The organism is Enterobacter sp. HK169 (assembly GCF_001719105.1).
Taxonomy (GTDB): Bacteria; Pseudomonadota; Gammaproteobacteria; order Enterobacterales; family Enterobacteriaceae; genus Enterobacter; species Enterobacter asburiae_B.
This window is the reverse complement of record NZ_CP017087.1, coordinates 2,416,698-2,438,629: the sequence shown is the minus strand read 5'-3', so window position 1 is coordinate 2,438,629 and position 21,932 is coordinate 2,416,698. Positions and strand designations below refer to the sequence as shown.

At 56.0% G+C, this 21,932-nt stretch carries 21 protein-coding genes; 6 read left to right on the top strand and 15 right to left on the bottom strand.

Annotated elements, in window-relative coordinates:
* The first annotated feature begins 65 nt into the window (after positions 1 to 65).
* Complete coding sequence (locus tag EnteroDNA1_RS11555; protein ID WP_045888044.1) at positions 66 to 1,712, top strand: dihydroxyacetone kinase subunit DhaK; 1,647 nt, start codon at positions 66 to 68, stop codon at positions 1,710 to 1,712.
* A gap of 92 nt (positions 1,713 to 1,804) precedes the next feature.
* Here EnteroDNA1_RS11555 and ahr read toward each other — a convergent pair whose 3' ends face one another.
* The 5 genes from ahr to pepA all read right to left on the bottom strand — a co-directional run bounded on the left by ahr (position 1,805) and on the right by pepA (position 8,431).
* Complete coding sequence (gene ahr / locus EnteroDNA1_RS11550; protein ID WP_033146757.1) at positions 1,805 to 2,824, bottom strand: NADPH-dependent aldehyde reductase Ahr; 1,020 nt, start codon at positions 2,822 to 2,824, stop codon at positions 1,805 to 1,807.
* 83 nt (positions 2,825 to 2,907) lie between these two features.
* Positions 2,908 to 3,411, bottom strand: a complete 504-nt coding sequence (locus EnteroDNA1_RS11545; RefSeq protein ID WP_069303349.1) for a GNAT family N-acetyltransferase — start codon at positions 3,409 to 3,411, stop codon at positions 2,908 to 2,910.
* A gap of 123 nt (positions 3,412 to 3,534) precedes the next feature.
* Positions 3,535 to 6,390 carry a valine--tRNA ligase gene (locus EnteroDNA1_RS11540; RefSeq protein WP_023309367.1) on the bottom strand — a complete coding sequence of 952 codons (2,856 nt, stop codon included), beginning with the start codon at positions 6,388 to 6,390 and terminating at the stop codon, positions 3,535 to 3,537.
* Positions 6,390 to 6,833, bottom strand: coding sequence for a DNA polymerase III subunit chi (gene holC / locus EnteroDNA1_RS11535; RefSeq protein ID WP_008502815.1), 444 nt, complete (start codon positions 6,831 to 6,833; stop codon positions 6,390 to 6,392). The genes EnteroDNA1_RS11540 and holC overlap by 1 nt, the downstream gene beginning before the upstream one ends.
* 86 nt (positions 6,834 to 6,919) lie before the next feature.
* On the bottom strand, positions 6,920 to 8,431 hold the full coding sequence (gene pepA / locus EnteroDNA1_RS11530) for a leucyl aminopeptidase (protein ID WP_023309366.1): 1,512 nt from the start codon (positions 8,429 to 8,431) through the stop codon (positions 6,920 to 6,922).
* A 266-nt stretch (positions 8,432 to 8,697) separates the two neighbouring features.
* Between pepA and lptF the strand changes: the two genes are divergently transcribed.
* From lptF to mtgA, 5 genes are all read left to right on the top strand, one after another.
* Positions 8,698 to 9,798 (top strand): LPS export ABC transporter permease LptF, encoded by a 1,101-nt coding sequence (gene lptF, locus EnteroDNA1_RS11525; RefSeq protein WP_024906345.1) that lies wholly within the window; start codon positions 8,698 to 8,700, stop codon positions 9,796 to 9,798.
* Positions 9,798 to 10,880 (top strand): LPS export ABC transporter permease LptG, encoded by a 1,083-nt coding sequence (lptG, locus tag EnteroDNA1_RS11520; protein ID WP_024906346.1) that lies wholly within the window; start codon positions 9,798 to 9,800, stop codon positions 10,878 to 10,880. The genes lptF and lptG overlap by 1 nt, the downstream gene beginning before the upstream one ends.
* 135 nt (positions 10,881 to 11,015) lie before the next feature.
* Positions 11,016 to 13,349 carry an aerobic respiration two-component sensor histidine kinase ArcB gene (arcB, locus tag EnteroDNA1_RS11515; RefSeq protein WP_069303348.1) on the top strand — a complete coding sequence of 778 codons (2,334 nt, stop codon included), beginning with the start codon at positions 11,016 to 11,018 and terminating at the stop codon, positions 13,347 to 13,349.
* Between the two features lie 232 nt (positions 13,350 to 13,581).
* Complete coding sequence (gene elbB / locus EnteroDNA1_RS11510; RefSeq protein WP_069303347.1) at positions 13,582 to 14,235, top strand: isoprenoid biosynthesis glyoxalase ElbB; 654 nt, start codon at positions 13,582 to 13,584, stop codon at positions 14,233 to 14,235.
* Positions 14,232 to 14,957 (top strand): monofunctional biosynthetic peptidoglycan transglycosylase, encoded by a 726-nt coding sequence (gene mtgA, locus EnteroDNA1_RS11505; RefSeq protein ID WP_069303346.1) that lies wholly within the window; start codon positions 14,232 to 14,234, stop codon positions 14,955 to 14,957. Before elbB ends, mtgA begins: the two co-directional genes overlap by 4 nt.
* Before the next feature lie 39 nt (positions 14,958 to 14,996).
* Here the strand turns inward: mtgA and npr are convergent, their stop codons facing one another.
* From npr to kdsD, 10 genes are all read right to left on the bottom strand, one after another.
* Positions 14,997 to 15,269: a PTS phosphocarrier protein NPr gene (gene npr / locus EnteroDNA1_RS11500; protein ID WP_003861872.1), complete on the bottom strand. Its 273-nt coding sequence runs from the start codon at positions 15,267 to 15,269 to the stop codon at positions 14,997 to 14,999.
* Positions 15,266 to 16,120, bottom strand: coding sequence for an RNase adapter RapZ (gene rapZ / locus EnteroDNA1_RS11495; RefSeq protein ID WP_014885397.1), 855 nt, complete (start codon positions 16,118 to 16,120; stop codon positions 15,266 to 15,268). Before rapZ ends, npr begins: the two co-directional genes overlap by 4 nt.
* Positions 16,121 to 16,165: 45 nt before the next feature.
* On the bottom strand, positions 16,166 to 16,657 hold the full coding sequence (gene ptsN, locus EnteroDNA1_RS11490; protein ID WP_008501443.1) for a PTS IIA-like nitrogen regulatory protein PtsN: 492 nt from the start codon (positions 16,655 to 16,657) through the stop codon (positions 16,166 to 16,168).
* Between the two features lie 82 nt (positions 16,658 to 16,739).
* Positions 16,740 to 17,027 carry a ribosome hibernation promoting factor gene (hpf, locus tag EnteroDNA1_RS11485; RefSeq protein ID WP_008501444.1) on the bottom strand — a complete coding sequence of 96 codons (288 nt, stop codon included), beginning with the start codon at positions 17,025 to 17,027 and terminating at the stop codon, positions 16,740 to 16,742.
* 22 nt (positions 17,028 to 17,049) lie between these two features.
* Positions 17,050 to 18,483: an RNA polymerase factor sigma-54 gene (rpoN, locus tag EnteroDNA1_RS11480; RefSeq protein WP_047060252.1), complete on the bottom strand. Its 1,434-nt coding sequence runs from the start codon at positions 18,481 to 18,483 to the stop codon at positions 17,050 to 17,052.
* 47 nt (positions 18,484 to 18,530) lie between these two features.
* Complete coding sequence (gene lptB, locus EnteroDNA1_RS11475; RefSeq protein ID WP_033146751.1) at positions 18,531 to 19,256, bottom strand: LPS export ABC transporter ATP-binding protein; 726 nt, start codon at positions 19,254 to 19,256, stop codon at positions 18,531 to 18,533.
* Between the two features lie 6 nt (positions 19,257 to 19,262).
* Positions 19,263 to 19,817, bottom strand: a complete 555-nt coding sequence (gene lptA / locus EnteroDNA1_RS11470) for a lipopolysaccharide ABC transporter substrate-binding protein LptA (RefSeq protein ID WP_033146750.1) — start codon at positions 19,815 to 19,817, stop codon at positions 19,263 to 19,265.
* Complete coding sequence (gene lptC / locus EnteroDNA1_RS11465) at positions 19,786 to 20,361, bottom strand: LPS export ABC transporter periplasmic protein LptC (protein WP_069303345.1); 576 nt, start codon at positions 20,359 to 20,361, stop codon at positions 19,786 to 19,788. The genes lptA and lptC overlap by 32 nt, the downstream gene beginning before the upstream one ends.
* The gene (gene kdsC, locus EnteroDNA1_RS11460; protein ID WP_048981180.1) at positions 20,358 to 20,924 is read right to left on the bottom strand and encodes a 3-deoxy-manno-octulosonate-8-phosphatase KdsC; all 567 of its coding nucleotides are present in this window, start codon (positions 20,922 to 20,924) and stop codon (positions 20,358 to 20,360) included. Before kdsC ends, lptC begins: the two co-directional genes overlap by 4 nt.
* 14 nt (positions 20,925 to 20,938) lie before the next feature.
* The gene (gene kdsD, locus EnteroDNA1_RS11455) at positions 20,939 to 21,925 is read right to left on the bottom strand and encodes an arabinose-5-phosphate isomerase KdsD (protein ID WP_023333606.1); all 987 of its coding nucleotides are present in this window, start codon (positions 21,923 to 21,925) and stop codon (positions 20,939 to 20,941) included.
* Positions 21,926 to 21,932: the final 7 nt, after the last annotated feature.

Sequence of the window (21,932 nt, the reverse complement as noted above, 5' to 3'; positions counted from 1 at the left end):
TTTGCGGCGCATTATCCAGCGCGGACTATGCTTTTGCATACGGTTCACAAAAATAGTGGGAAACGATGTCCAGATTCTTCTTTAACGATCGCAAACAGCTGGTCAACGATGCCATTGAAGGCATACTGCTTTCTGCGCCACATGCAAATCTCGTCAAACTTGATATCGATCCGGCCATCAGGATCGTCGCACGCGGCGACTGGGACAAAAGCCGCGTGGCGGTGATCTCCGGCGGCGGCTCAGGCCACGAACCCGCGCACGCCGGGTTTGTCGGCAAAGGGATGCTGACGGCGGCAGTGTGTGGCGATCTGTTTGCCTCGCCGAGCGTGGATGCGGTGCTGAACGCCATTGTGGCGGTCACGGGCGATCGCGGCTGTCTGCTGATCGTCAAAAACTACACCGGCGATCGCCTGAACTTTGGCCTCGCGGCAGAAAAGGCCAAACGCTACGGCCTGAAGGTGGAGATGGCGATCGTGGCGGACGATATCGCGCTGCCGGATAACAAACAGCCGCGCGGTATTGCCGGTACGGCACTGGTGCACAAGATTGCGGGCTATGCGGCGGAGCACGGTAAATCGCTAAGCGAGGTGCGGGATATTGCGCAACAGGCCTGTGATAACCTCTGGAGCCTGGGCGTTGCGATGCAAACGTGCAACCTGCCGGGCAGCGACGAGGAAGAGGGGCGCATTAAGCAGGGCCATGTCGAGCTGGGGCTGGGCATTCACGGCGAGCCCGGTGCTTCCGTCGTGGATACGCAGAACAGTAAAGCCATTATCGACACGCTGGTGACGCCGTTACGCGCGCAGGCGGGAGAAGGGCGGTTTGCGGTATTGATTAACAATCTCGGCGGCGTATCGGCGCTGGAGATGGCGCTGCTGACCAAAGAGCTGGCGCATTCGGCGCTGAAAGAGGAGATCGCGTACCTGATAGGCCCCGCGCCGCTGGTGAGCGCGCTGGACATGAAGGGCTTTTCGCTGACGCTGCTGAAGCTTAATGACTTCTTTGAAAAGGCGATTCACGCCGAGGTCGAAACGCTGGGCTGGCAGAAGCCCGTGGCGTTTGCGCCACTGCGCACCGTGGCGCATACCGCCATTCACGATCGCGTGGAATACACTCCGTCGGACAATCTGCGGGTGGGCGAGTATGTCTCCTCGGTGACGAAAACGCTGCTCCAGCTGGAAAACCGACTGAACGCGCTGGATGCCAAAGTGGGCGACGGCGATACCGGCTCCACTTTTGCGCAAGGGGCGCGGGATATTGCGCAGCGTCTGGAGGATCGCAAGCTCCCGCTTGATAACGTATCGACGCTGCTGTTGCTGGTGGGCGAGCGGCTGGCGACGGTGATGGGCGGATCGAGCGGGGTGCTGATGTCGATCTTCTTCACCGCGGCCGGGCAAAAGCTTCACGATGGTCAGCCGCTGCCCGAGGCATTGCTCAGCGGGCTGGCGCAGATGAAGCAGTACGGTGGGGCAGATCTCGGCGATCGTACCCTGATCGACGCGCTGCAGCCGGCGCTTGAAGCATTGAAGAATGGCGATCTTCAGGCAGCGGCGAAGGCAGCACAGCACGGTGCCGAAGCAACGGCGAAAATGGCGAAAGCCGGTGCGGGGCGCTCGTCGTATGTGAATAAAGAGAATCTGGATGGGGTAATGGATCCCGGTGCGGTTGCGGTGGCTGAGGTGTTTAAGGCCATGGTAGATGCAAAACGGTAACGACCGTTACCGTTTTTAGTGTGTGCGCCCTCTCCCTGTGGGAGAGGGTTGGGGTGAGGGCATCAGGCCGCACATTCCCCGCCTATGTCACATCAAAAATCCGCTTTCAACACCACGCGGTAGCGGGCTTTGCCGTCACGCACGTGCTGGATCGCTTCGTTGATTTTCGACATCGGATACAGTTCGGTGGTCGGCGCCACTTTGGTGCGTCCGGCAAACTTCATCAGTTTGCGCAACTCAAACGGCGTACCGGTCGCGGAGCCTGACACGCTGCGATCCCCGCCGATCAGGGTAAACGCCGGAACCGGCAGCGGCTTCATCACGGCACCTACGGTGTGGAAGTTACCGCCGTAGGCCAGCGCCTCAAAGTACGGCTGCCAGTTGAGATCCACGTTAACGGTGTTGATGATCAGATCAAACTGCCCAGCCAGCGCGTTCAGCGCGTCAGGATCGCGGCTGTTCACGACTTTATCCGCACCCATCGCCAGCACTTCTTTCTCTTTCGCCGGGTTCGAGCTGAACGCCGTGACTTCACAGCCCATCGCGTGCAGCAGCTTGATGGCGATATGGCCCAGACCGCCAATACCGATGACACCCACGCGGCTGGTGGCGGTGATATGGTGCATCAGCAGGGGTTTGAAGACGGTGATACCGCCGCACAGCAGCGGACCTGCGGATTCGATATCAATGCTGTCCGGCAGCGGGATCACCCATTGCCAGTCGGCGCGCAGTTTGTCGGCAAAACCGCCTTTGTTCAGAATGGTGGGAACGGCGCCCTCGAGGCAGTTGATCTGATTGCCGCTGATACAGGCGTCACAGTGACCACAGCTGCGTGCCGTCCAGCCAATGCCCACGCGTTGGCCTACCTTCAGCCCTTTGTCCTGCGCGGCGCTACCGAGCGCCACGACGCGGCCAATGACTTCGTGCCCGGCAACCAGCGGATAGCTCGAGAAGCCCCATTCGTTATCGATCATCGAGAGATCCGAGTGGCAGATCCCGCAGTAATCAACCTGTACTTCGACGTCTTCTGCTTTTAGTTCGCCCGCATCGTACTCGTACAGCTCAAGTTCTGCACCCGCCTGCGGTGCGGCGTAGCTTTTTATCTTCGACATCGTGTTTCCCCCGTTGTGGTGTGAACTGAGAGTGTAGAGCATTCAGTTTACAGCCGCTTAACAGAAGAGGGCAGGAACGAAAGTTACAGACTTTTCAGCATTCTGACTTCGCAATCAACGTGGCCGGTACAGCCCAGCGGCGCATCGATATGCTCAAAGCCCAGATGTTCATACAGGCCGATGGCCTCTTTGAGGAAAGCGGTGGTTTCCAGGTAGCAGCGGGTAAAACCCTGCTTGCGCGCGTGGTCCAGCGCCATCAGCGCCAGCTTTTTCGCCAGCCCTTGCCCGCGCGCCGTTGGCAGAAAATACATTTTCTGCAGCTCACAGATATCCGGCTCGCTGCAGCTGAGGGGCGCCACGCCGCCGCCGCCCACAACCTGACCGTTCTGCTCGATTACCCAGTAGGCATGCCCTGGCTGGCTGTAGAGCTGGTAAAGCTCGTCCAGGTTCGGGTCGGCAACCGTGTAGCCTTTGTCAGCCGTCAGGCCATATTCGGCAGAAACGGTGCGGATAACGGCGGCGATTGCCGGGTTATCCTGCTCAGCGATCCGGCGCATCGCCGTCGCGACGGGGGTAATCACGCTCATAGCATTACTCATTACAAAAATTGACACATAACTGCTGTTAATAGCACCGCAGAAAGGGGAGTGCAAGCGAGGAGTTTTCAGGAAGGATACCCCTTACGCCCTGAAGCGTAAGGGGTAAAAGCATTACAGGGCTGCGATAACCGCCTGCTGCTCGATCAGCTTGGTCTTCGCATCGGCGAAGGCAACCAGACGCTCGCGCTCTTTCGCGATGACCGCTTCCGGCGCGCGGGCGACAAAGCCTTCGTTCGCCAGCTTGCTTTCGATTTTGCCAATTTCCACGTCGACTTTTGCCACTTCTTTCGCCAGACGAGCCAGCTCGGCGTCTTTGTCGATCAGGCCCGCCATCGGGATCAGCAGCTCGGCGCCGTCGATGATTTTGGTCACGGAAACCGGACCTTTGTCATCCGCAGGCAGCACGGTGATGCTTTCCAGACGCGCCATGGTTTTCAGGAAGGTGTTATTCTCGGTGACGCGACGAACGGCAGCCTCGCTGCAGCCACGCAGCAGCAGCTCCAGCGGTTTGCCTGGGGCGATGTTCATTTCAGCACGGATGTTACGTACCGCAACGATCGCCTGTTTCAGCCACTCGGTATCCGCGGACGCCGCTTCATCAACCTTGGCCGCATCGAATTCCGGGAACGGCTGCAGCATGATGGTATCGGCGTTGATGCCCGCAATCACCTTCACGCGCTGCCAGATGGTTTCGGTGATGAATGGAATGACCGGATGCGCCAGGCGCAGCAGACCTTCCAGAACGGTAATCAGCGTGTTGCGCGTGCCGCGCAGCTCCGCCTCAGTGCCGCCGTTCATCACCGGCTTCGCCAGCTCCAGATACCAGTCGCAGAACTGGTTCCAGGTGAATTCATACAGGATGCCCGCCGCGATATCGAAGCGGTAGCTGTCCAGCGCCTCGCGGAACGCTTTCACCGTCTGGTTGAATTCCGCCAGGATCCAGCGGTCTGCCAGAGACAGCGTCATCTCGCCGCCGTTGAAGCCGCAATCCTGATCTTCGGTATTCATCAGCACGAAACGGCTGGCGTTCCACAGTTTGTTACAGAAGTTACGGTAACCTTCCAGACGCTTCATGTCCCAGTTGATGTCACGACCGGTTGAGGCCAGTGCCGCCAGGGTGAAGCGCAGGGCGTCGGTACCGTGAGACTCGATCCCGTTCGGGAACTGCTTCTCGGTACGCTTGCGGATTTTCTCAGCCAGCTGCGGCTGCATCATGTTGCCGGTACGTTTTTCCAGCAGATCTTCCAGAGAGATACCGTCAACCATGTCCAGCGGGTCAATAACGTTACCCTTGGACTTGGACATCTTCTGGCCTTCATCGTCGCGGATCAGACCGGTCATGTAGACGGTATGGAACGGAACCTGCGGCTTGCCGTCTTCGTCTTTGATGAAGTGCATGGTCATCATGATCATGCGGGCAATCCAGAAGAAGATAATGTCGAAGCCGGACACCATCACGCTGGTTGGGTGGAACTGACGCAGCGCGTCGGTGTTTTCTGGCCAGCCGAGGGTGGAGAAGGTCCACAGCGCGGAGGAGAACCAGGTGTCCAGCACGTCTTCGTCCTGACGCAGCGCAACGTCCGCGCTCAGGTTGTTTTCCTGACGCACTTCGTCTTCGCTACGGCCAACGTAAACGTTGCCTTCGTTGTCGTACCACGCCGGAATACGGTGACCCCACCACAGCTGACGAGAGATACACCAGTCCTGAATGTCGCGCATCCAGGAGAAGTACATGTTTTCGTACTGCTTCGGCACGAACTGAATGCTGCCGTTTTCAACCGCTTCCACAGCCGGTTTCGCCAGCACGTCGGCACGCACGTACCACTGGTCGGTCAGCATTGGCTCGATAACCACGCCGCCACGGTCGCCGTACGGCACGGTCAGATCGTGAGGTTTGATCTCTTCCAGCAGGCCGAGCGCGTCAACGGCTGCCACGATGGCTTTACGCGCGGCAAAACGCTCCAGCTTCTGGAACTCAGCCGGGATGTCGCTGGAGTAAACGTCGGATTCGTTGCCTTTGGTGTCGTACACTTCTGCGCTTTCGCGGATATCACCGTCGAAGGTCAGAATGTTGATCATCGGCAGGGCGTGACGACGGCCGACTTCATAGTCGTTGAAGTCGTGCGCCGGGGTGATTTTTACGCAGCCGGTGCCTTTTTCCATGTCGGCGTGTTCGTCGCCCACAATCGGAATACGGCGGTTTACCAGCGGCAGCACCACGAATTTGCCGATCAGATCTTTATAACGCGGATCTTCCGGGTTAACGGCCACGCCGGTATCGCCCAGCAGGGTTTCCGGACGGGTCGTTGCGACCACCAGGTAATCTTTGCCGTCGGCGGTTTTTGCGCCATCGGCCAGCGGATAGCGGATGTGCCACATGGAGCCTTTAGACTCGCGGTTTTCCACTTCCAGGTCAGAGATGGCGGTGCGCAGTTTTGGATCCCAGTTTACCAGGCGTTTGCCGCGGTAAATCAGGTCTTCTTTGTACAGGCGGACGAAGACTTCTTTAACGGCGTTGGACAGGCCTTCGTCCATGGTGAAGCGCTCGCGCTCCCAGTCCACGGAGTTGCCGAGACGGCGCATCTGACGGGTAATGGTGCCGCCGGATTCCGCCTTCCACTGCCAGATTTTGTCGATGAACGCGTCGCGACCGTAGTCGTGGCGGGTTTTTCCTTCTTCAGCGGCAATTTTACGCTCAACCACCATCTGGGTCGCGATACCCGCGTGGTCAGTCCCCGCCTGCCACAGGGTGTTTTTACCCTGCATACGCTGATAGCGGATCATGGTGTCCATGATGGTCTGCTGGAAAGCATGACCCATATGCAAACTGCCGGTGACGTTCGGCGGCGGGATCATGATGCAGAAGGACTCTTTGCTTTCGTCGCCGTTAGGCTTGAAATAGCCCTGCTGTTCCCAGTGCTCGTAAAGCGGCTGTTCGATATCGCGTGGGTTATATGTCTTTTCCATTATTTCCAGGTTGCCGTATTCAGGTTAAAACCAGCCAGGCGGTACGCTTTATAGCGTTCGCGCGCCAGTTGTTTCAAAGATTCTTCGTAAGGGACAAAGTCTACCACTTCTGTGAAAGCGGTGGCAAAATCTGCAAAATCTATCCGCAGGCTAATCAGAATATCGCGCGCGCTGCTGTTGCGCTTTTGCGGCCAGGCAATTTCAACCGGTGCACCGCCGCGCGGGCCTTCGCCCGACAGGTTATGCGGCACAAAACTCTCCGGGGGGCGCGCCCACAGCGCTTCATCCAGGCGAATCGCCTGCTGTTCATCTTCACAGGCAATCAGAACGCGTTTACCTGCGCGCCAACGTTCTGCGGCAATTTCACACACCAGCTGTTCTACGGCGCTGAGGCCATCCTGATGGGTGTCGTTGTCCAGAAGGTAGAACGTTGCATTCTTCATATATGGGGCTTCTTGTGCTCACTTTAAATGCTTAAGCCGGGTGGCGGCTTCGCCTTACCCGGCCTACGGTTTACTGCCGTTTTGACTTACTCGTCGCCGTTAAAACCTGCGCGGTTCAGCAGGAACTGCGACAGCAGCGCCACTGGACGGCCGGTTGCGCCTTTGGCTTTACCGGAGCGCCATGCGGTGCCCGCGATATCCAGGTGTGCCCAGTTGTACTTGCGGGTGAAGCGTGCCAGGAAGCAGCCCGCGGTGATCGCCCCGCCAGGACGTCCGCCAATGTTCGCCATATCCGCAAAGTTAGACTCCAGCTGATCCTGATACTCGTCACCCAGCGGCAGACGCCATGCGCGATCCCCGGCCTGCTCTGAGGCACCAATAAGCTCGTGCGCCAGAGGATTGTGGTTCGACATCAGGCCGGTGATATGGTGACCCAGCGCAATCACACAGGCTCCGGTGAGGGTAGCGACGTCAATCACCGCTTCCGGCTCGAAGCGCTCAACATAGGTCAGCACGTCACACAGCACCAGACGGCCTTCGGCGTCGGTGTTCAGCACTTCAACGGTCTGGCCGGACATGGTGGTCAGAACGTCACCCGGACGATAGGCGCGCCCGCCAGGCATGTTTTCGCAGCCCGCCAGTACGCCGATCACGTTGATAGGCAACTGCAGTTCCGCGACCATGCGCATCACGCCGTAAACCGCCGCCGCACCGCACATGTCGTACTTCATCTCATCCATGCCTTCGGCAGGCTTGATGGAGATACCGCCGGAATCGAAGGTCAGGCCTTTACCGACGAGCACAATCGGGCGCGCGTCTTCGGACGGATTGCCTTTGTACTCGATGACGGACATCAGGGATTCGTTCTGCGAGCCGTTACCGACCGCAAGGTAAGAGTGCATCCCCAGCTCTTTCATCTGCTGTTCGCCGATGACGCGGGTAATGACGTTTTTGCTGTAGGCGTCGGCCAGCTGACGTGCCTGAGAGGCCAGGTACGCCGCGTTACAGATATTAGGCGGCATGTTGCCGAGATCTTTGGCCGCTTTAATGCCGGCTGCGATCGCCAGACCGTGCTGGATCGCGCGTTCGCCGCTGGTCAACTCGCGACGGGTTGGCACGTTAAAGACCATTTTACGCAGCGGACGACGCGGCTCGCTTTTATTGGTCTTCAGCTGATCGAAGCTGTACAGGCTCTCTTTTGCCGTTTCAACCGCCTGACGCACTTTCCAGTAGGTGTTACGCCCTTTAACGTGCAGCTCCGTCAGGAAGCAGACGGCTTCCATTGAGCCGGTATCATTCAGCGTATTGATTGTTTTCTGAATCACCTGCTTATACTGACGTTCATCAAGCTCGCGTTCTTTACCGCAGCCAATCAGCAGAATACGTTCTGACAGCACGTTCGGAACATGGTGCAGTAACAGCGTCTGCCCAGGTTTGCCTTCCAGTTCGCCACGGCGCAGCAGGGCGCTAATATAGCCGTCACTGATTTTATCGAGTTGCTCGGCGATCGGGGAGAGTCGGCGTGGTTCAAAGACGCCCACAACGATGCAGGCACTCCGCTGTTTCTCCGGGCTACCGCTTTTTACACTGAACTCCATGCACTACGCTCCTGAATCTTAAAGACAACGGCGGCAGCTACGGATAGAATTGAAACCTTTCGTAACTCATGTCCGCTGTTGTGGTGACTTCGTGTTAATCTTACGTTACTACGGTTTCGACACGTCAGAAAAAGTCCTGAAGCGTGAATCCGCCGGATGTTTTAATCTTAGCGATGATTTCGACGACTCAAGAGAATAAATGACGTTTAAGCCATGAAACAAGCGATTTTCCAGCAAAGAGACGGGTTTTTACGGGCGTATTTAAAGTGATAATCATAAGATATCTGGTGCGGGAGACGCTCAAAAGCCAACTGGCGATTCTCTTCATCCTGCTGCTGATTTTTTTCTGTCAGAAGCTGGTTAAGATCCTCGGTGCGGCCGTTGACGGCGAAATTCCAACAAATCTGGTGCTTTCCCTGCTTGGTTTAGGGATCCCGGAAATGGCGCAGCTCATCCTGCCGCTAAGTCTTTTCCTTGGCCTGCTCATGACGCTTGGGAAACTCTACACCGAGAGTGAAATCACGGTGATGCATGCCTGTGGCCTGAGCAAAGCGGTACTGGTGAAAGCGGCCATGATACTGGCGCTGTTCACGGGTATTGTCGCGGCGGTGAATGTGATGTGGGCGGGTCCCATGTCTTCCCGTCATCAGGACGAAGTGCTGGCCGAAGCGAAAGCCAACCCCGGCATGGCAGCCTTAGCCCAGGGGCAGTTCCAGCAGGCGACCGACGGCAACTCCGTGCTGTTCATTGAGAGCGTTGACGGCAGTAAATTCAACGACGTATTCCTGGCGCAGTTACGTCCCAAAGGTAACGCGCGTCCTTCCGTGGTGGTTGCAGACTCCGGCCAGCTTGCTCAGCGCAAAGATGGTTCTCAGATCGTGACGCTGAACAAAGGCACCCGTTTCGAAGGCACAGCCATGCTGCGCGACTTCCGTATTACGGATTTCCAGAACTATCAGGCCATTATCGGCCATCAGGCGGTGGCGCTCGATCCAACGGATACCGAGCAAATGGACATGCGTACCCTGTGGAATACCGATACCGACAGAGCGCGTGCTGAGTTCCACTGGCGTATTACGCTTGTCTTCACCGTGTTTATGATGGCGCTGATTGTCGTTCCGCTGAGCGTGGTGAACCCGCGCCAGGGCCGCGTGCTCTCTATGCTGCCGGCGATGCTGCTTTACCTGATCTATTTCCTGCTGCAAACCTCGATTCGTTCTAACGGCGCGAAGGGGAAGCTGGACCCTATGGTCTGGACATGGTTCGTCAACAGCCTGTACATCTTACTGGCGCTGGGATTAAACCTGTGGGATACGGTGCCTGTGCGCCGCATACGTGCCCGATTCTCGCGTAAAGGAGCCATCTAATGCAGGCGTTTGGCGTTCTTGATCGCTATATCGGTAAAACCATTTTTACCACCATCATGATGACGTTGTTCATGCTGGTGTCACTCTCCGGCATTATCAAATTTGTCGATCAGCTGAAAAAAGCCGGCCAGGGGAGCTATGACGCGATGGGCGCGGGGATGTATACCCTGCTCAGCGTGCCGAAAGATGTGCAGATTTTCTTCCCGATGGCGGCCCTGCTGGGCGCGCTGCTGGGGCTGGGGATGCTGGCGCAGCGCAGTGAGCTGGTCGTTATGCAGGCCTCGGGCTTTACCCGCATGCAGGTTGCGCTGTCGGTAATGAAAACCGCGATCCCACTGGTGCTGTTGACCATGGCGATTGGCGAGTGGGTCGCGCCGCAGGGTGAACAGATGGCGCGTAACTACCGTGCGCAGGCCATGTACGGCGGCTCGCTGCTCTCGACCCAACAAGGTTTATGGGCGAAAGACGGTAAAAACTTCGTCTACATCGAACGGGTGAAGGGGAATGATGAGCTGGGTGGGGTGAGCATCTATGCTTTCGATGACCAGCGCCGTCTGGAGTCAGTCCGCCACGCCTCTTCGGCAAAATTTGACGCCGAACATAAACAGTGGCGTTTGTCCCAGGTCGATGAGTCTAACCTGACCGATCCGAAACAGATTACGGGTTCTCAGACGGTAACCGGTACGTGGAAGACCAACCTGACGCCCGATAAGCTCGGTGTTGTGGCGCTGGATCCTGACGCGCTCTCCATCAGCGGTTTGCACAACTATGTGAAATACCTGAAGTCGAGCGGGCAGGACGCCGGACGTTACCAGCTCAACATGTGGAGCAAGATCTTCCAGCCTATGTCCGTGGCGGTGATGATGCTGATGGCGCTGTCGTTTATCTTCGGCCCGTTACGCAGCGTGCCGATGGGCGTGCGCGTCGTGACCGGTATCAGCTTCGGCTTTGTGTTCTACGTGCTCGATCAGATCTTCGGTCCGCTGACGCTGGTTTATGGCATTCCGCCGATAATTGGTGCGCTGCTGCCAAGCGCCAGTTTCCTCCTGATCAGCCTCTGGCTGCTGTTGAAACGCTCCTGATTGACCTCTCCTCGCTTCCGGTTAACCGGGAGCGAGGCTAATCTCCTGTTTCACCCCGCACTTTTTCTCACAACCTTCAACGCCTCGCCCTGAATTTGAGTATTATTGAGCGATAAAGTCGTGAAGGGATCCTCTATGAAGCAAATTCGAATGCTTGCCCAGTATTACGTCGACCTGATGATGAAGCTTGGGCTGGTGCGTTTCTCCATGCTGCTTGCGCTGGCGCTGGTCGTTCTGGCCATTGTCGTACAAATGGCCGTCACCATGGTTCTGCATGGTCAGGTCGAGAGTATCGACGTCATCCGCTCCATCTTCTTTGGCTTGCTCATTACGCCCTGGGCGGTCTATTTCCTTTCCGTGGTGGTTGAACAGCTGGAAGAGTCCCGTCAGCGTCTGTCAAAACTGGTCGATAAACTGGAAGAGATGCGCGAGCGCGACCTGAAGCTCAACGTCCAGCTTAAAGACAATATTGCGCAGCTGAATCAGGAGATTTCCGATCGTGAGAAGGCGGAAGCCGAGCGTCAGGCCACGCTGGAGCAGCTGAAAATCGAAATGAAAGAGCGCGAGGTCACGCAGATCCAGCTTGAGCAGCAATCCTCTTTCTTGCGGTCGTTCCTTGATGCTTCGCCGGATCTGGTGTTTTACCGTAATGAAGATAAAGAGTTTTCCGGCTGTAACCGGGCGATGGAGCTGCTCACCGGGAAAAGCGAGAAGCAGCTGATTAACCTGAAGCCGCAGGACGTTTACTCTGAAGAGGCGGCGGCTAAGGTCATGGAGACGGACGAAAAAGTATTCCGCCATAACGTCTCGCTGACCTATGAACAGTGGCTGGATTACCCGGACGGACGCAAAGCCTGCTTTGAGATCCGTAAGGTGCCCTACTATGACCGCGTGGGGAAACGCCACGGCCTGATGGGCTTTGGCCGCGATATCACCGAGCGTAAGCGCTACCAGGACGCTCTGGAGCGCGCCAGCCGCGACAAGACTACCTTTATCTCCACCATCAGCCACGAGCTGCGTACGCCGCTTAATGGCATTGTCGGGCTGAGCCGTATTCTGCTGGATACCGACCTGACCGCAGAGCAGGAAAAATACCTCAAGACTATCCATGTATCCGCGGTCACGCTGGGTAATATCTTCAACGATATTATTGATATGGATAAGATGGAGCGCCGTAAAGTTCAGCTTGATAATCAGCCGGTTGATTTCACCAGCTTCCTTGCCGACCTCGAAAATCTCTCCGGCCTGCAGGCGCAGCAGAAGGGACTGAGCTTTGTCATGGAGCCAACCCTGCCGCTGCCGCATAAAGTGGTGACCGACGGCACGCGTCTGCGTCAGATCCTGTGGAATCTCATCAGCAACGCGGTGAAATTTACCCAGAAGGGGCAGGTGGCGGTGCGCATCCGCTTTGACGAAGGCGATATGCTGCACTTCGAGGTGGAAGACTCCGGGATGGGTATTCCGCAGGAGGAGCAGGATAAAATTTTCGCGATGTACTACCAGGTGAAGGACAGCAACGGCGGGAAACCGGCCACAGGAACGGGCATTGGTCTTGCGGTGTCTAAGCGGCTGGCGAAGAGCATGGGGGGCGATATCACCGTTGTCAGCCAGCCGGGCAAAGGATCAACCTTCACGCTGACGGTCCATGCGCCGGCGGTGGCGGAGGAGGTTGAAGACACCTTTGAAAACGACGACATGCCGCTGCCCGCGCTGCACGTCCTGCTGGTGGAAGACATTGAGCTGAACGTGATTGTGGCGCGCTCGGTGCTGGAAAAACTGGGCAATAGCGTGGATGTCGCGATGACCGGTAAGGCCGCGCTGGAGATGTTTAAACCGGGCGAATACGATCTTGTTCTGCTCGATATCCAGCTGCCGGATATGACCGGGCTGGATATCTCTCGTGAGCTGACGCGTCAGTACGTGGCCGACGAGCTGCCGCCGCTGGTGGCGCTGACGGCGAACGTGCTGAAAGACAAAAAAGAGTATCTCGATGCCGGTATGGACGATGTACTCAGCAAGCCGCTGGCGGTGCCTGCTCTGACCGCCATGATTAAGAAGTTCTGGGATACCCGTGATGAAGAGGAGAGCACCATGACGTCTGTTGATAGCGCAAAAGCCCAAATGATACTCGATACCGCAATGCTGGAGCAGTACATCGATCTGGTGGGTCCGAAACTGATTACCGATGGTCTGGCGGTGTTCGAAAAAATGATGCCGGGCTATCTGAGCGTGCTGGAATCAAACCTGACGGCTCGTGACCAGAAGGGCATCGTCGAAGAAGGACATAAAATCAAAGGCGCCGCCGGCTCGGTCGGCTTACGCCATCTGCAGCAGCTGGGTCAACAGATTCAGTCGCCTGATTTACCTGCATGGGAAGATAACGTGGGTGATTGGGTTGAAGAGATGAAACAAGAGTGGCAAAACGATGTGGCGGTGCTTAAAGCCTGGGTAGACGCCAGAAAAAAATGACCCCGGATTAACCGGGGTGCGCGAATACTGCGCCAACACCAGGGAAATCGTGGCTGCGCCTGTTTTATAAAGTTATTTTCGAAAGGGCGCTGCCTGAAAAATTTAGGCCGCACGCAGATAAGATAGCAAATCTTAAATGGTTTGTTACATGAATCAGTGAAATGTGTGAAGCATAGCGTTTTAATCAAAATTATTAATGTGCTTCAGCAAGTTGCAGAAAAGGATTGTCATGATGAAAAAGATTGGTGTCGTGCTGAGCGGATGCGGTGTTTACGATGGTTCTGAAATACATGAAGCCGTAATCACGCTGCTGGCCCTGGCTAAGCAGGGAGCAGAGGTTATTTGTTTTGCGCCGGACAAAAATCAGGCGGATGTGATTAATCATCTGACCGGCGAGCCGATGGCGGAAACCCGTAATGTACTGATTGAAGCCGCGCGTATTGTGCGAGGTGATATCCATCCTCTTATTCAGGCAGACCCTACAGAGCTTGATGCGCTTATTGTGCCGGGTGGGTTTGGCGCGGCCAAAAATCTCAGTACCTTTGCTGCGCAGGGAGCGGAGTGTCAGGTCGATCCTCATTTAAAGGCGCTGTCGCAGGCCATGCACGCGGCAGGAAAACCGCAGGGCTTTATCTGCATCGCGCCGGCAATGCTGCCCAGGATTTTTGATTTCCCGCTGCGCCTGACTATCGGGACGGATATTGATACCGCAGAGATCGTCGAGGAAATGGGGGGCGAACACGTTCCGTGCCCGGTTGATGACATTGTGGTTGATGAAGATAACAAACTTGTCACCACGCCGGCTTATATGCTGGCGAATAATATCGCTGAGGCGGCCTCAGGTATTGAAAAGCTGGTGGCTCGCGTGCTGGTGCTGACTGAATGAGGCGTAAATTTGCCGCAGGCGCAGGGGTGAAACGTTTTCTCTTGCGCATCGTACTTGTGCTGGCGGTATTCTGGGGAGGCGGGCTGGCTTTATTCAGCATTATGCCGGTACCGTTCTCTGCCGTTATGGTTGAGCGCCAGCTTAGCGCGTGGTTCAGCGGCGATTTCAGCTATGTTGCCCACTCTGACTGGGTGAGCATGGACGAGATCTCCCCGTTCATGGGGCTGGCGGTCATCGCGGCGGAGGACCAGAAATTCCCGGAGCACTGGGGGTTCGACGTGGCGGCCATTGAGAAGGCGCTAGCCCATAACGAACGCCATGAAAACCGCGTGCGCGGGGCATCAACCTTGTCGCAGCAGACGGCCAAAAACCTGTTTCTGTGGGATGGTCGAAGCTGGGTGCGAAAAGGGCTGGAAGCGGGGTTGACCCTGGGGATGGAAACGGTCTGGAGCAAAAAACGAATTCTGACCGTCTATCTCAACGTCGCTGAGTTTGGCGACGGTATATTTGGCGTGGAGGCTGCCGCACAGCGGTATTTCAATAAGCCAGCCAGCCGTCTGAACATGTCAGAAGCAGCGCTATTGGCCGCTGTGTTACCGAACCCTATCCGCTTTAAGGCCAGCGCCCCATCAGGGTATGTGCGAAGCCGACAGGCGTGGATTATGCGCCAGATGAATCAGCTGGGTGGAGAGGGGTTTATGCAGCGTAATAATCTTATGTAGAGCGGGTAAGCGCAGCGCTACCCGCCTGAATAGCAGACCTTAATCTTCGTCGAACCCTGCGTTAAACAGGGCAATCACCGCCGCCAGCGCTTCCTCTTCCTGAGGCCCGGTGGCTTCTACCTCAATCTGGCGTCCTTTGGCGGAATCCAGCATCAGCAGCGCGATCACGCTGTTCGCTTCCGCTTCGGTGCCTTCGTCATTCCGCAGCAGTACCTCTGCATCGAAACCTTGCATCAGCTCAAACAGCTTCATCGCCGGGCGTGCATGCATACCCAGCTTGTTGGTGATCTCAACGGTTTGTTTTACGGTCATGTTTTACGTTTTTCCAGCGTGCGATGACGGGACTGAACGTTCTTCCCGCGCGAGCGGAAATAGTCGGCCAGCTGTTCGGCGATATAAACCGAACGATGTTTACCGCCGGTACAGCCAATCGCCACCGTCAGGTAGCTACGATTGTTTGTCTCCAGCATAGGTAACCATAGCTCAAGGTAGCTTCGCGTCTGGTAGATAAAATTGTGTACTTCTGTGTGCCGGTCGAGGAACGCCGCCACCGGCTTATCCAGACCGGTCATTGGACGCAGTTTTGGATCCCAGTGCGGGTTCGGCAGGAAGCGCACGTCGAAAACGTAATCCGCATCAATCGGAATACCGTGCTTAAAGCCGAAGGATTCGAACACCATCGTCAGTTCGCGCTCGCGTTTACCCAACAGCCGGGTACGCAGCATTTCCGCCAGCTCGTGAACGGACATCTCAGAGGTGTCGACAATCAGGTCGGCACGAGAACGCAGCGGCTCCAGCAGGTCGCTCTCTTCATCGATAGCGCTCTCCAGAGAGAGGTTCTTGCTAGATAGCGGGTGCAAACGACGGGTATCGCTGTAGCGGCGGATCAGCGTATTGCGGTCTGCATCGAGGAACAGCAGCTGAGGCGAGAACGCGTCAGGCAGGTTGCTCATGGCCTGTTCGAAGATCTCTGGCGATTCAGGCATGTTACGAACGTCGATACTGACGGCGGCAGAGGTTTGTCTCTCCGCCAGCGTGCGGGCCAGATCGGGTAACAACACGACCGGCAGGTTATCGACGCAGTAAAAACCCATGTCTTCCAGGGCGCGCAGAGCAACGGATTTCCCCGACCCTGAACGGCCACTGACAATCATCAGCACCATGTTCCGTTTCTCCTCAGGACAACAGATGTGAAGGCCATCTCCTGGTTATGCATCATCCTGATTGCCTTCTGCTTCAGTGATAATTTGATAGAGCTCTTCATCACTTTGGGCCGAGCGCAGTCGACGGCAAATGGTTTTATCGGCCAGACGTTTTGCGACCAGCGACAGCGTATGCAGATGGGTTTTCGTCTGGTCGGCAGGTACCAGCAGCGCGAAGAGGAGATCGACGGGCTGGTTATCAATGGCATCGAAGGCGATGGGTGTTTCAAGCTGCACAAACACACCAACGGCACGCAGGGTATCCTCTTCCAGTTTGCCGTGCGGGATCGCGATGCCGTTGCCGATACCGGTACTGCCCATTTTTTCACGGGTCAGAATCGCTTCGAACACCACCTGCGGCGGCAGGCCCAGCTGTTTGGCAGCCAGTTCACTGATGATCTCCAGCGCACGTTTTTTGCTCTGGCAGTGAACCGCACTGCGGGTACATTCCTGGTTAAGGACATTGCTCAGTTGAAGAGCGGAATCGTTGTTCATCATAATTTCACCTAAGCGCTAACTGTACAAATGGCCTGTTGTGTTTCACAACAGGCCGTCCTGCACCCGTTAACTGCCCGGACAATTAGTGTTGTTTCAGTTTATCTTTATGTTTATTGAGCTGTCGTGCAAGCTTATCAATCAAGCCGTCGATAGCAGCGTACATGTCTTGCCCTTCCGCACTGGCATGCAGTTCACCCCCGTTAACATGCAGGGTGGCATCCGAGATGTGAGTCACTTTCTCCACTTTCAACACAATATAGACCTGATTGATCCTTTCGAAATACTGCTCGAGTTTTGCAAACTTCGCGTTCACGAAGTCGCGTAAAGCCTCAGTAATTTCGACGTTTTGTCCAGTGATGTTGAGCTGCATAGTGTCTTCCTTATCGGTTGTGTCAGACCAGCTGTTTACGCTGGTTGGACGGCGGAATGGATAAAGACTCTCGATACTTCGCAACAGTACGACGTGCCACCATAATACCCTGATCGGACAGCATGGTGGTTAACTTACTGTCGCTTAGTGGCTTCGCGGGGTTCTCCGCGGCGATCAACTTCTTCACCAGGGCACGAATGGCCGTTGACGACGCTTCGCCGCCGCCCTCGGTATTCACATGGCTGGAGAAGAAATACTTAAGCTCAAATATACCGCGTGGACTGTGCAGATACTTCTGCGTGGTGACACGGGAAATGGTTGATTCATGCATCTCGACGGCCTGGGCGATATCCGCCAGTACCATCGGTTTCATATACTCTTCGCCCTGCTCAAAGAACGCCTGCTGCTGTTCGACAATACAGCGGCTGACGCGCAGCAGCGTATCATTTCGGCTTTCCAGACTTTTGATCAGCCATCGCGCTTCCTGAAGATTGCTACGAATATATTGATTGTCGGAGTCGTTACGCGCGCTGGTGCACATGGAGGCATACTGCTGGTTGATTTGCAGGCGAGGGATGCTGTCTGAATTCAGTTCAACGACCCAGCGGTCATTGTGTTTTCTCACCAGCACGTCCGGGATGACGTACTCGGGCTCGCTGGTCTGGATCGACTGTCCCGGGCGCGGATCGAGTGACTGGATCAGATTCACCGCTTCTTTCAGCACCTCTTCCTTCAGGCGCGTGACGCGCATCAGGCTGCGGAAATCGTGGTTGGCCAACAGATCCAGATGATCGCTGATGATTAAGCGCGCCTCGTCGAGCCATGGCGTCTCTTTGCTGAACTGAGAAAGCTGGATCAGCAGGCAGTCGCGCAGATCTTTTGCGGCCACGCCTACCGGATCGAAACGCTGGATGCGCTTCAGAACGGCTTCGATCTCCTCAAGTTCAATCTCTTCGTCGCCCATGCTTTCCAGGATATCGTCCAGCGTGACGGTCAAATAGCCGGTGTCGTCAACGGCATCGACAATTGAGGTGGCAATCGCGCGGTCGGTATCGGAGAAGGGGGTAAGTTCCACCTGCCACATCAGGTAATCCTGCAGCGACTGGGTGGTTTCTCCCTGATAGACCGGTAGCTCATCATCCTGGTAGTCTGCACGCGTACCGGAAGGGGTTCCGGCGGTGTAGATTTCATCCCAGCTGGCATCCAGCGGTAGCTCGTCGGGCATCTCTTTTTGTTCGAGTGCATCCGCGGTGTCGAGCGCTTCTGTATCCTGTGACTGCTGAGTATCTACCTCGTCATGAAGATCGGTTTGTTCCAGCAGGGGGTTGCTGTCCAGCGCCTGCTGGAGCTCCTGCTGAAGTTCTAACGTGGACAGTTGCAACAGGCGAATTGCCTGCTGTAGCTGCGGCGTCATTGCCAGTTGTTGGCTGAGCCTTAATTGCAAACCTTGCTTCATGTTCAGAGCATTTTTCTCCGGTTCGGCGTTACGTTACCTCTACCCTATCAGAGTCTGAAGTCTTCCCCAAGATAGACGCGCTTAACATGATCGTCTTCGAGGATCTGCTGCGGCGTACCGTGGGCGATCAGATTGCCCTGGCTCACAATATACGCGCGTTCACACACGGCCAGCGTTTCACGGACGTTGTGGTCGGTGATCAGTACGCCAAGCCCGCTGTCACGCAGGTGTTCAATGATGCGTTTAATGTCGATAACCGAGATCGGGTCAACGCCGGCAAACGGTTCATCCAGAAGGATAAATTTCGGGTTTGCGGCCAGCGCACGTGCAATCTCAACACGACGGCGTTCACCCCCGGAGAGTGCCTGACCGAGGCTGTCGCGCAGATGCTCAATGTGGAACTCTTCCATCAACTCGTTGGCACGATCCTGACGCTGTTCGCTGGTCAGATCGTTACGAATTTCCAGGACCGCCATCAGGTTATCGTAAACGCTAAGACGACGGAAAATGGAGGCTTCCTGCGGCAGGTAGCCGATCCCGCGACGCGCGCGCGCGTGCAGCGGCAGAAGGCTGATGTCTTCATCGTCAATGATAATGTTGCCGGCATCGCGCGGCACAATGCCAACGACCATGTAGAAGGTGGTGGTTTTACCCGCACCGTTAGGGCCAAGCAGCCCTACAATTTCGCCGGAGTTGACGGTCAGACTGACATCTTCTACGACACGGCGGCCCTTGTAGGCCTTCGCGAGATTTTTTGCAGTTAATGTTGCCATAACGAATTAGTTACTCTTCTTCTGTGCCGGGGCCTGGCCTTTGCCTTTGTCCTGCAGCTGCGACGGAACCAGGACGGTCGTGACGCGTTTGCCTTTCTCGCTGGAGGCCTGCATTTTTTGCTCTTTCACCAGATAGGTGATCTGGTCGCCGGTAATGTTGCTGTCCAGCTGTTCCAGATACGCGTTTCCGGTCAGGATGACCAGGTCCTTCGCCAGCTCATAGTGCATATGCGAGGCGCGGCCTTTCACCGGCTTGCCGTTATCCTGCATCTGGTAGAAGGTGGCCGGGTTGCCGTAACCATCAATGATCTCTTTGCCCTGCTCGCCACCCGGACGGGTCACGACCACTTTGTCGGCGTTAATTTTGATGGTGCCCTGAGTCATGACGACGTTACCCGTGAAGGTGACGACGTTGCCCTGCATATCGAGAGACTGGGTATCAGACTCGATATGGATCGGTTGGTCGGTATCGCCCGTTACAGCAAGCGCGGGGAGACTGGTCGCCAGCATCGCGCTGGCGATAATTACTTTAAGGCTGAGTTTGTTTGTTTTGAATTTCATAGGAGGTTCTAACCTTTTCAATCAGCTCGGCGTTCTTGCTGCGTAAGTTCCCGCGCATTCTCAAACCGCTGGAATTAAATGTTGTGCCATACAGTGTGACCAGATCCTGCGAGGTCACGTCCTGGGTTACCAGGTTAATTTGGGCATTATCCGTCGTAATTTTTCGCAGTTGCGAGTCTGCGGTCAGGGCGTTGACTTCAACGTGGCCATACAGATAAAGCATACGGTCATTTGTCAGTTTTGCCCGATCTGACTTAATTGACCACGTTGGCACTTTGTCCTTATCAAATGTGGTCATGATAGGTTGGGTAAACCACGAAATACCGTCATCTGAAAAATATTCAACATGCTGGGCAATCAGGCGATAGTTCAGCGCGCCTTCCGGGCTGTAGACCACGGTGTCGCTGTGATCGCTTTTATAGGTTGGATCGTTATTGTTGACCACTTCCGTTTGCGGATCGTCGCGATCGGCAAGGTTCACGCCAATCAATACCAGTGCGACAAGCGAAAGCAAAATGATAATCCAGCGTCTGGTTTTACTCATATCGATTGCCCTTTGGCCTCATCAAGCTTGCCCTGCGCCAGCAAAAGCAGATCGCAGACTTCACGTACGGCACCACGGCCCCCGTTGATGTGGGTAACGTAGTCAGCGCGCGGGATCAGCAGCGGATGCGCATCCGCAACGGCGATGCTCAGCCCAACTTCAGCCATCACGGGCCAGTCAATCAGATCGTCCCCGACGTAGGCTACGTTTTCCGGCGCGATAGCCAGTTTACCCAGTAAATCCTTAAACGCCGCCATCTTATCGGATTGACCCTGATACAGATGGGTAATTCCTAAGGTTTCACAGCGGTCTTCTACCAGTTTAGCTTTTCGCCCGGTGATGATAGCCACCTCAATACCCGAGGTGAGCGCGCAGCGGATACCGTAGCCGTCGCGAACGTTAAACGCTTTCAGCTCTTCACCATTATTGCCCATGTAAATCAGGCCATCGGAAAGTACGCCATCCACGTCCAGGATGAGCAGACGAATGTTTTTCGCCTTTGCCATCATCTGGGTACTGACCGGTCCATAACAGGTTGCAAGGGATGCACCCGCATTACTCATTGTCTTATCCTTCATTACACTACGCCTGCGCGCAGCAGATCATGCATATGTACCACACCCAGCAACTGGTCGCCATCGGCAACCATCACTGAGGTAATGTGGCGGGACTGCATCAGGTTCAGCACATCCACGGCCAGCGTACCCGGACGGACGCGGATACCGCCCGGCGTCATCACATCGGCAATGCCGAGCGTGCGGACATCTACACCCATGTCGAACACGCGGCGCAGGTCGCCATCGGTGAAGATCCCCTGAATTTTCATCAGATCGTCGCACACGACCGTCATACCCAGATTCTTACGGGTGATTTCCAGCAGCGCATCACGCAGGGAGGCTTCTTTACTGACGTGAGGGATCTCATCCCCGGTGTGCATAATATCGTTTACCCGAAGCAGAAGCTTGCGCCCCAGCGCGCCGCCCGGGTGGGAAAGCGCGAAATCTTCCGGCGTAAAACCGCGGGCTTCGAGCAGCGCGACGGCAAGCGCATCACCCATGACCAGCGCGGCGGTAGTGCTGGACGTCGGCGCCAGGCCGAGCGGACAGGCCTCCTTGGGCACTTTCACGCACAGGTGAATATCGGCCGCCCGCGCCATGCTGCTTTCCGGACGGCTGGTCATGCAAATAAGCGGCACCTGCAGTCGCTTCAGTACCGGGATCAGCGCCAGAATTTCATTGGACTCCCCGGAGTTGGACAGCGCGATGACGATATCCTGCGGCGTGACCATACCCAGGTCACCGTGCGCGGCTTCCCCCGGATGTACAAAGAAGGAAGAGGTTCCGGTGCTGGCAAACGTTGCCGCCATTTTGCGTCCAATGTGGCCGGACTTACCCATCCCCATCACCACGACTTTGCCGGCACAGTAGAACATCTTCTCACATGCCAGACTAAAATCCTGATTAATGTACTGATCTAACTGCGCCAGACCTTCACGTTCAATCTCCAGAACCTCTTTGCCTGCTTTCTGAAAGTCAAAACCCGGCTGCAATTCTATTTGCGACATAATGCGT

What these genes read in the sequence shown, in the direction of transcription:
- EnteroDNA1_RS11555 (WP_045888044.1), top strand. Translation starts at nt 66, where the DNA reads ATGTCCAGATTCTTCTTTAACGATCGCAAACAGCTGGTCAACGATGCC.
- ahr (WP_033146757.1), bottom strand. Translation starts at nt 2,824, where the DNA reads ATGTCGAAGATAAAAAGCTACGCCGCACCGCAGGCGGGTGCAGAACTT.
- EnteroDNA1_RS11545 (WP_069303349.1), bottom strand. Translation starts at nt 3,411, where the DNA reads ATGAGCGTGATTACCCCCGTCGCGACGGCGATGCGCCGGATCGCTGAG.
- EnteroDNA1_RS11540 (WP_023309367.1), bottom strand. Translation starts at nt 6,390, where the DNA reads ATGGAAAAGACATATAACCCACGCGATATCGAACAGCCGCTTTACGAG.
- holC (WP_008502815.1), bottom strand. Translation starts at nt 6,833, where the DNA reads ATGAAGAATGCAACGTTCTACCTTCTGGACAACGACACCCATCAGGAT.
- pepA (WP_023309366.1), bottom strand. Translation starts at nt 8,431, where the DNA reads ATGGAGTTCAGTGTAAAAAGCGGTAGCCCGGAGAAACAGCGGAGTGCC.
- lptG (WP_024906346.1), top strand. Translation starts at nt 9,798, where the DNA reads ATGCAGGCGTTTGGCGTTCTTGATCGCTATATCGGTAAAACCATTTTT.
- arcB (WP_069303348.1), top strand. Translation starts at nt 11,016, where the DNA reads ATGAAGCAAATTCGAATGCTTGCCCAGTATTACGTCGACCTGATGATG.
- elbB (WP_069303347.1), top strand. Translation starts at nt 13,582, where the DNA reads ATGAAAAAGATTGGTGTCGTGCTGAGCGGATGCGGTGTTTACGATGGT.
- mtgA (WP_069303346.1), top strand. Translation starts at nt 14,232, where the DNA reads ATGAGGCGTAAATTTGCCGCAGGCGCAGGGGTGAAACGTTTTCTCTTG.
- npr (WP_003861872.1), bottom strand. Translation starts at nt 15,269, where the DNA reads ATGACCGTAAAACAAACCGTTGAGATCACCAACAAGCTGGGTATGCAT.
- rapZ (WP_014885397.1), bottom strand. Translation starts at nt 16,120, where the DNA reads ATGGTGCTGATGATTGTCAGTGGCCGTTCAGGGTCGGGGAAATCCGTT.
- ptsN (WP_008501443.1), bottom strand. Translation starts at nt 16,657, where the DNA reads ATGATGAACAACGATTCCGCTCTTCAACTGAGCAATGTCCTTAACCAG.
- hpf (WP_008501444.1), bottom strand. Translation starts at nt 17,027, where the DNA reads ATGCAGCTCAACATCACTGGACAAAACGTCGAAATTACTGAGGCTTTA.
- rpoN (WP_047060252.1), bottom strand. Translation starts at nt 18,483, where the DNA reads ATGAAGCAAGGTTTGCAATTAAGGCTCAGCCAACAACTGGCAATGACG.
- lptB (WP_033146751.1), bottom strand. Translation starts at nt 19,256, where the DNA reads ATGGCAACATTAACTGCAAAAAATCTCGCGAAGGCCTACAAGGGCCGC.
- lptA (WP_033146750.1), bottom strand. Translation starts at nt 19,817, where the DNA reads ATGAAATTCAAAACAAACAAACTCAGCCTTAAAGTAATTATCGCCAGC.
- lptC (WP_069303345.1), bottom strand. Translation starts at nt 20,361, where the DNA reads ATGAGTAAAACCAGACGCTGGATTATCATTTTGCTTTCGCTTGTCGCA.
- kdsC (WP_048981180.1), bottom strand. Translation starts at nt 20,924, where the DNA reads ATGAGTAATGCGGGTGCATCCCTTGCAACCTGTTATGGACCGGTCAGT.
- kdsD (WP_023333606.1), bottom strand. Translation starts at nt 21,925, where the DNA reads ATGTCGCAAATAGAATTGCAGCCGGGTTTTGACTTTCAGAAAGCAGGC.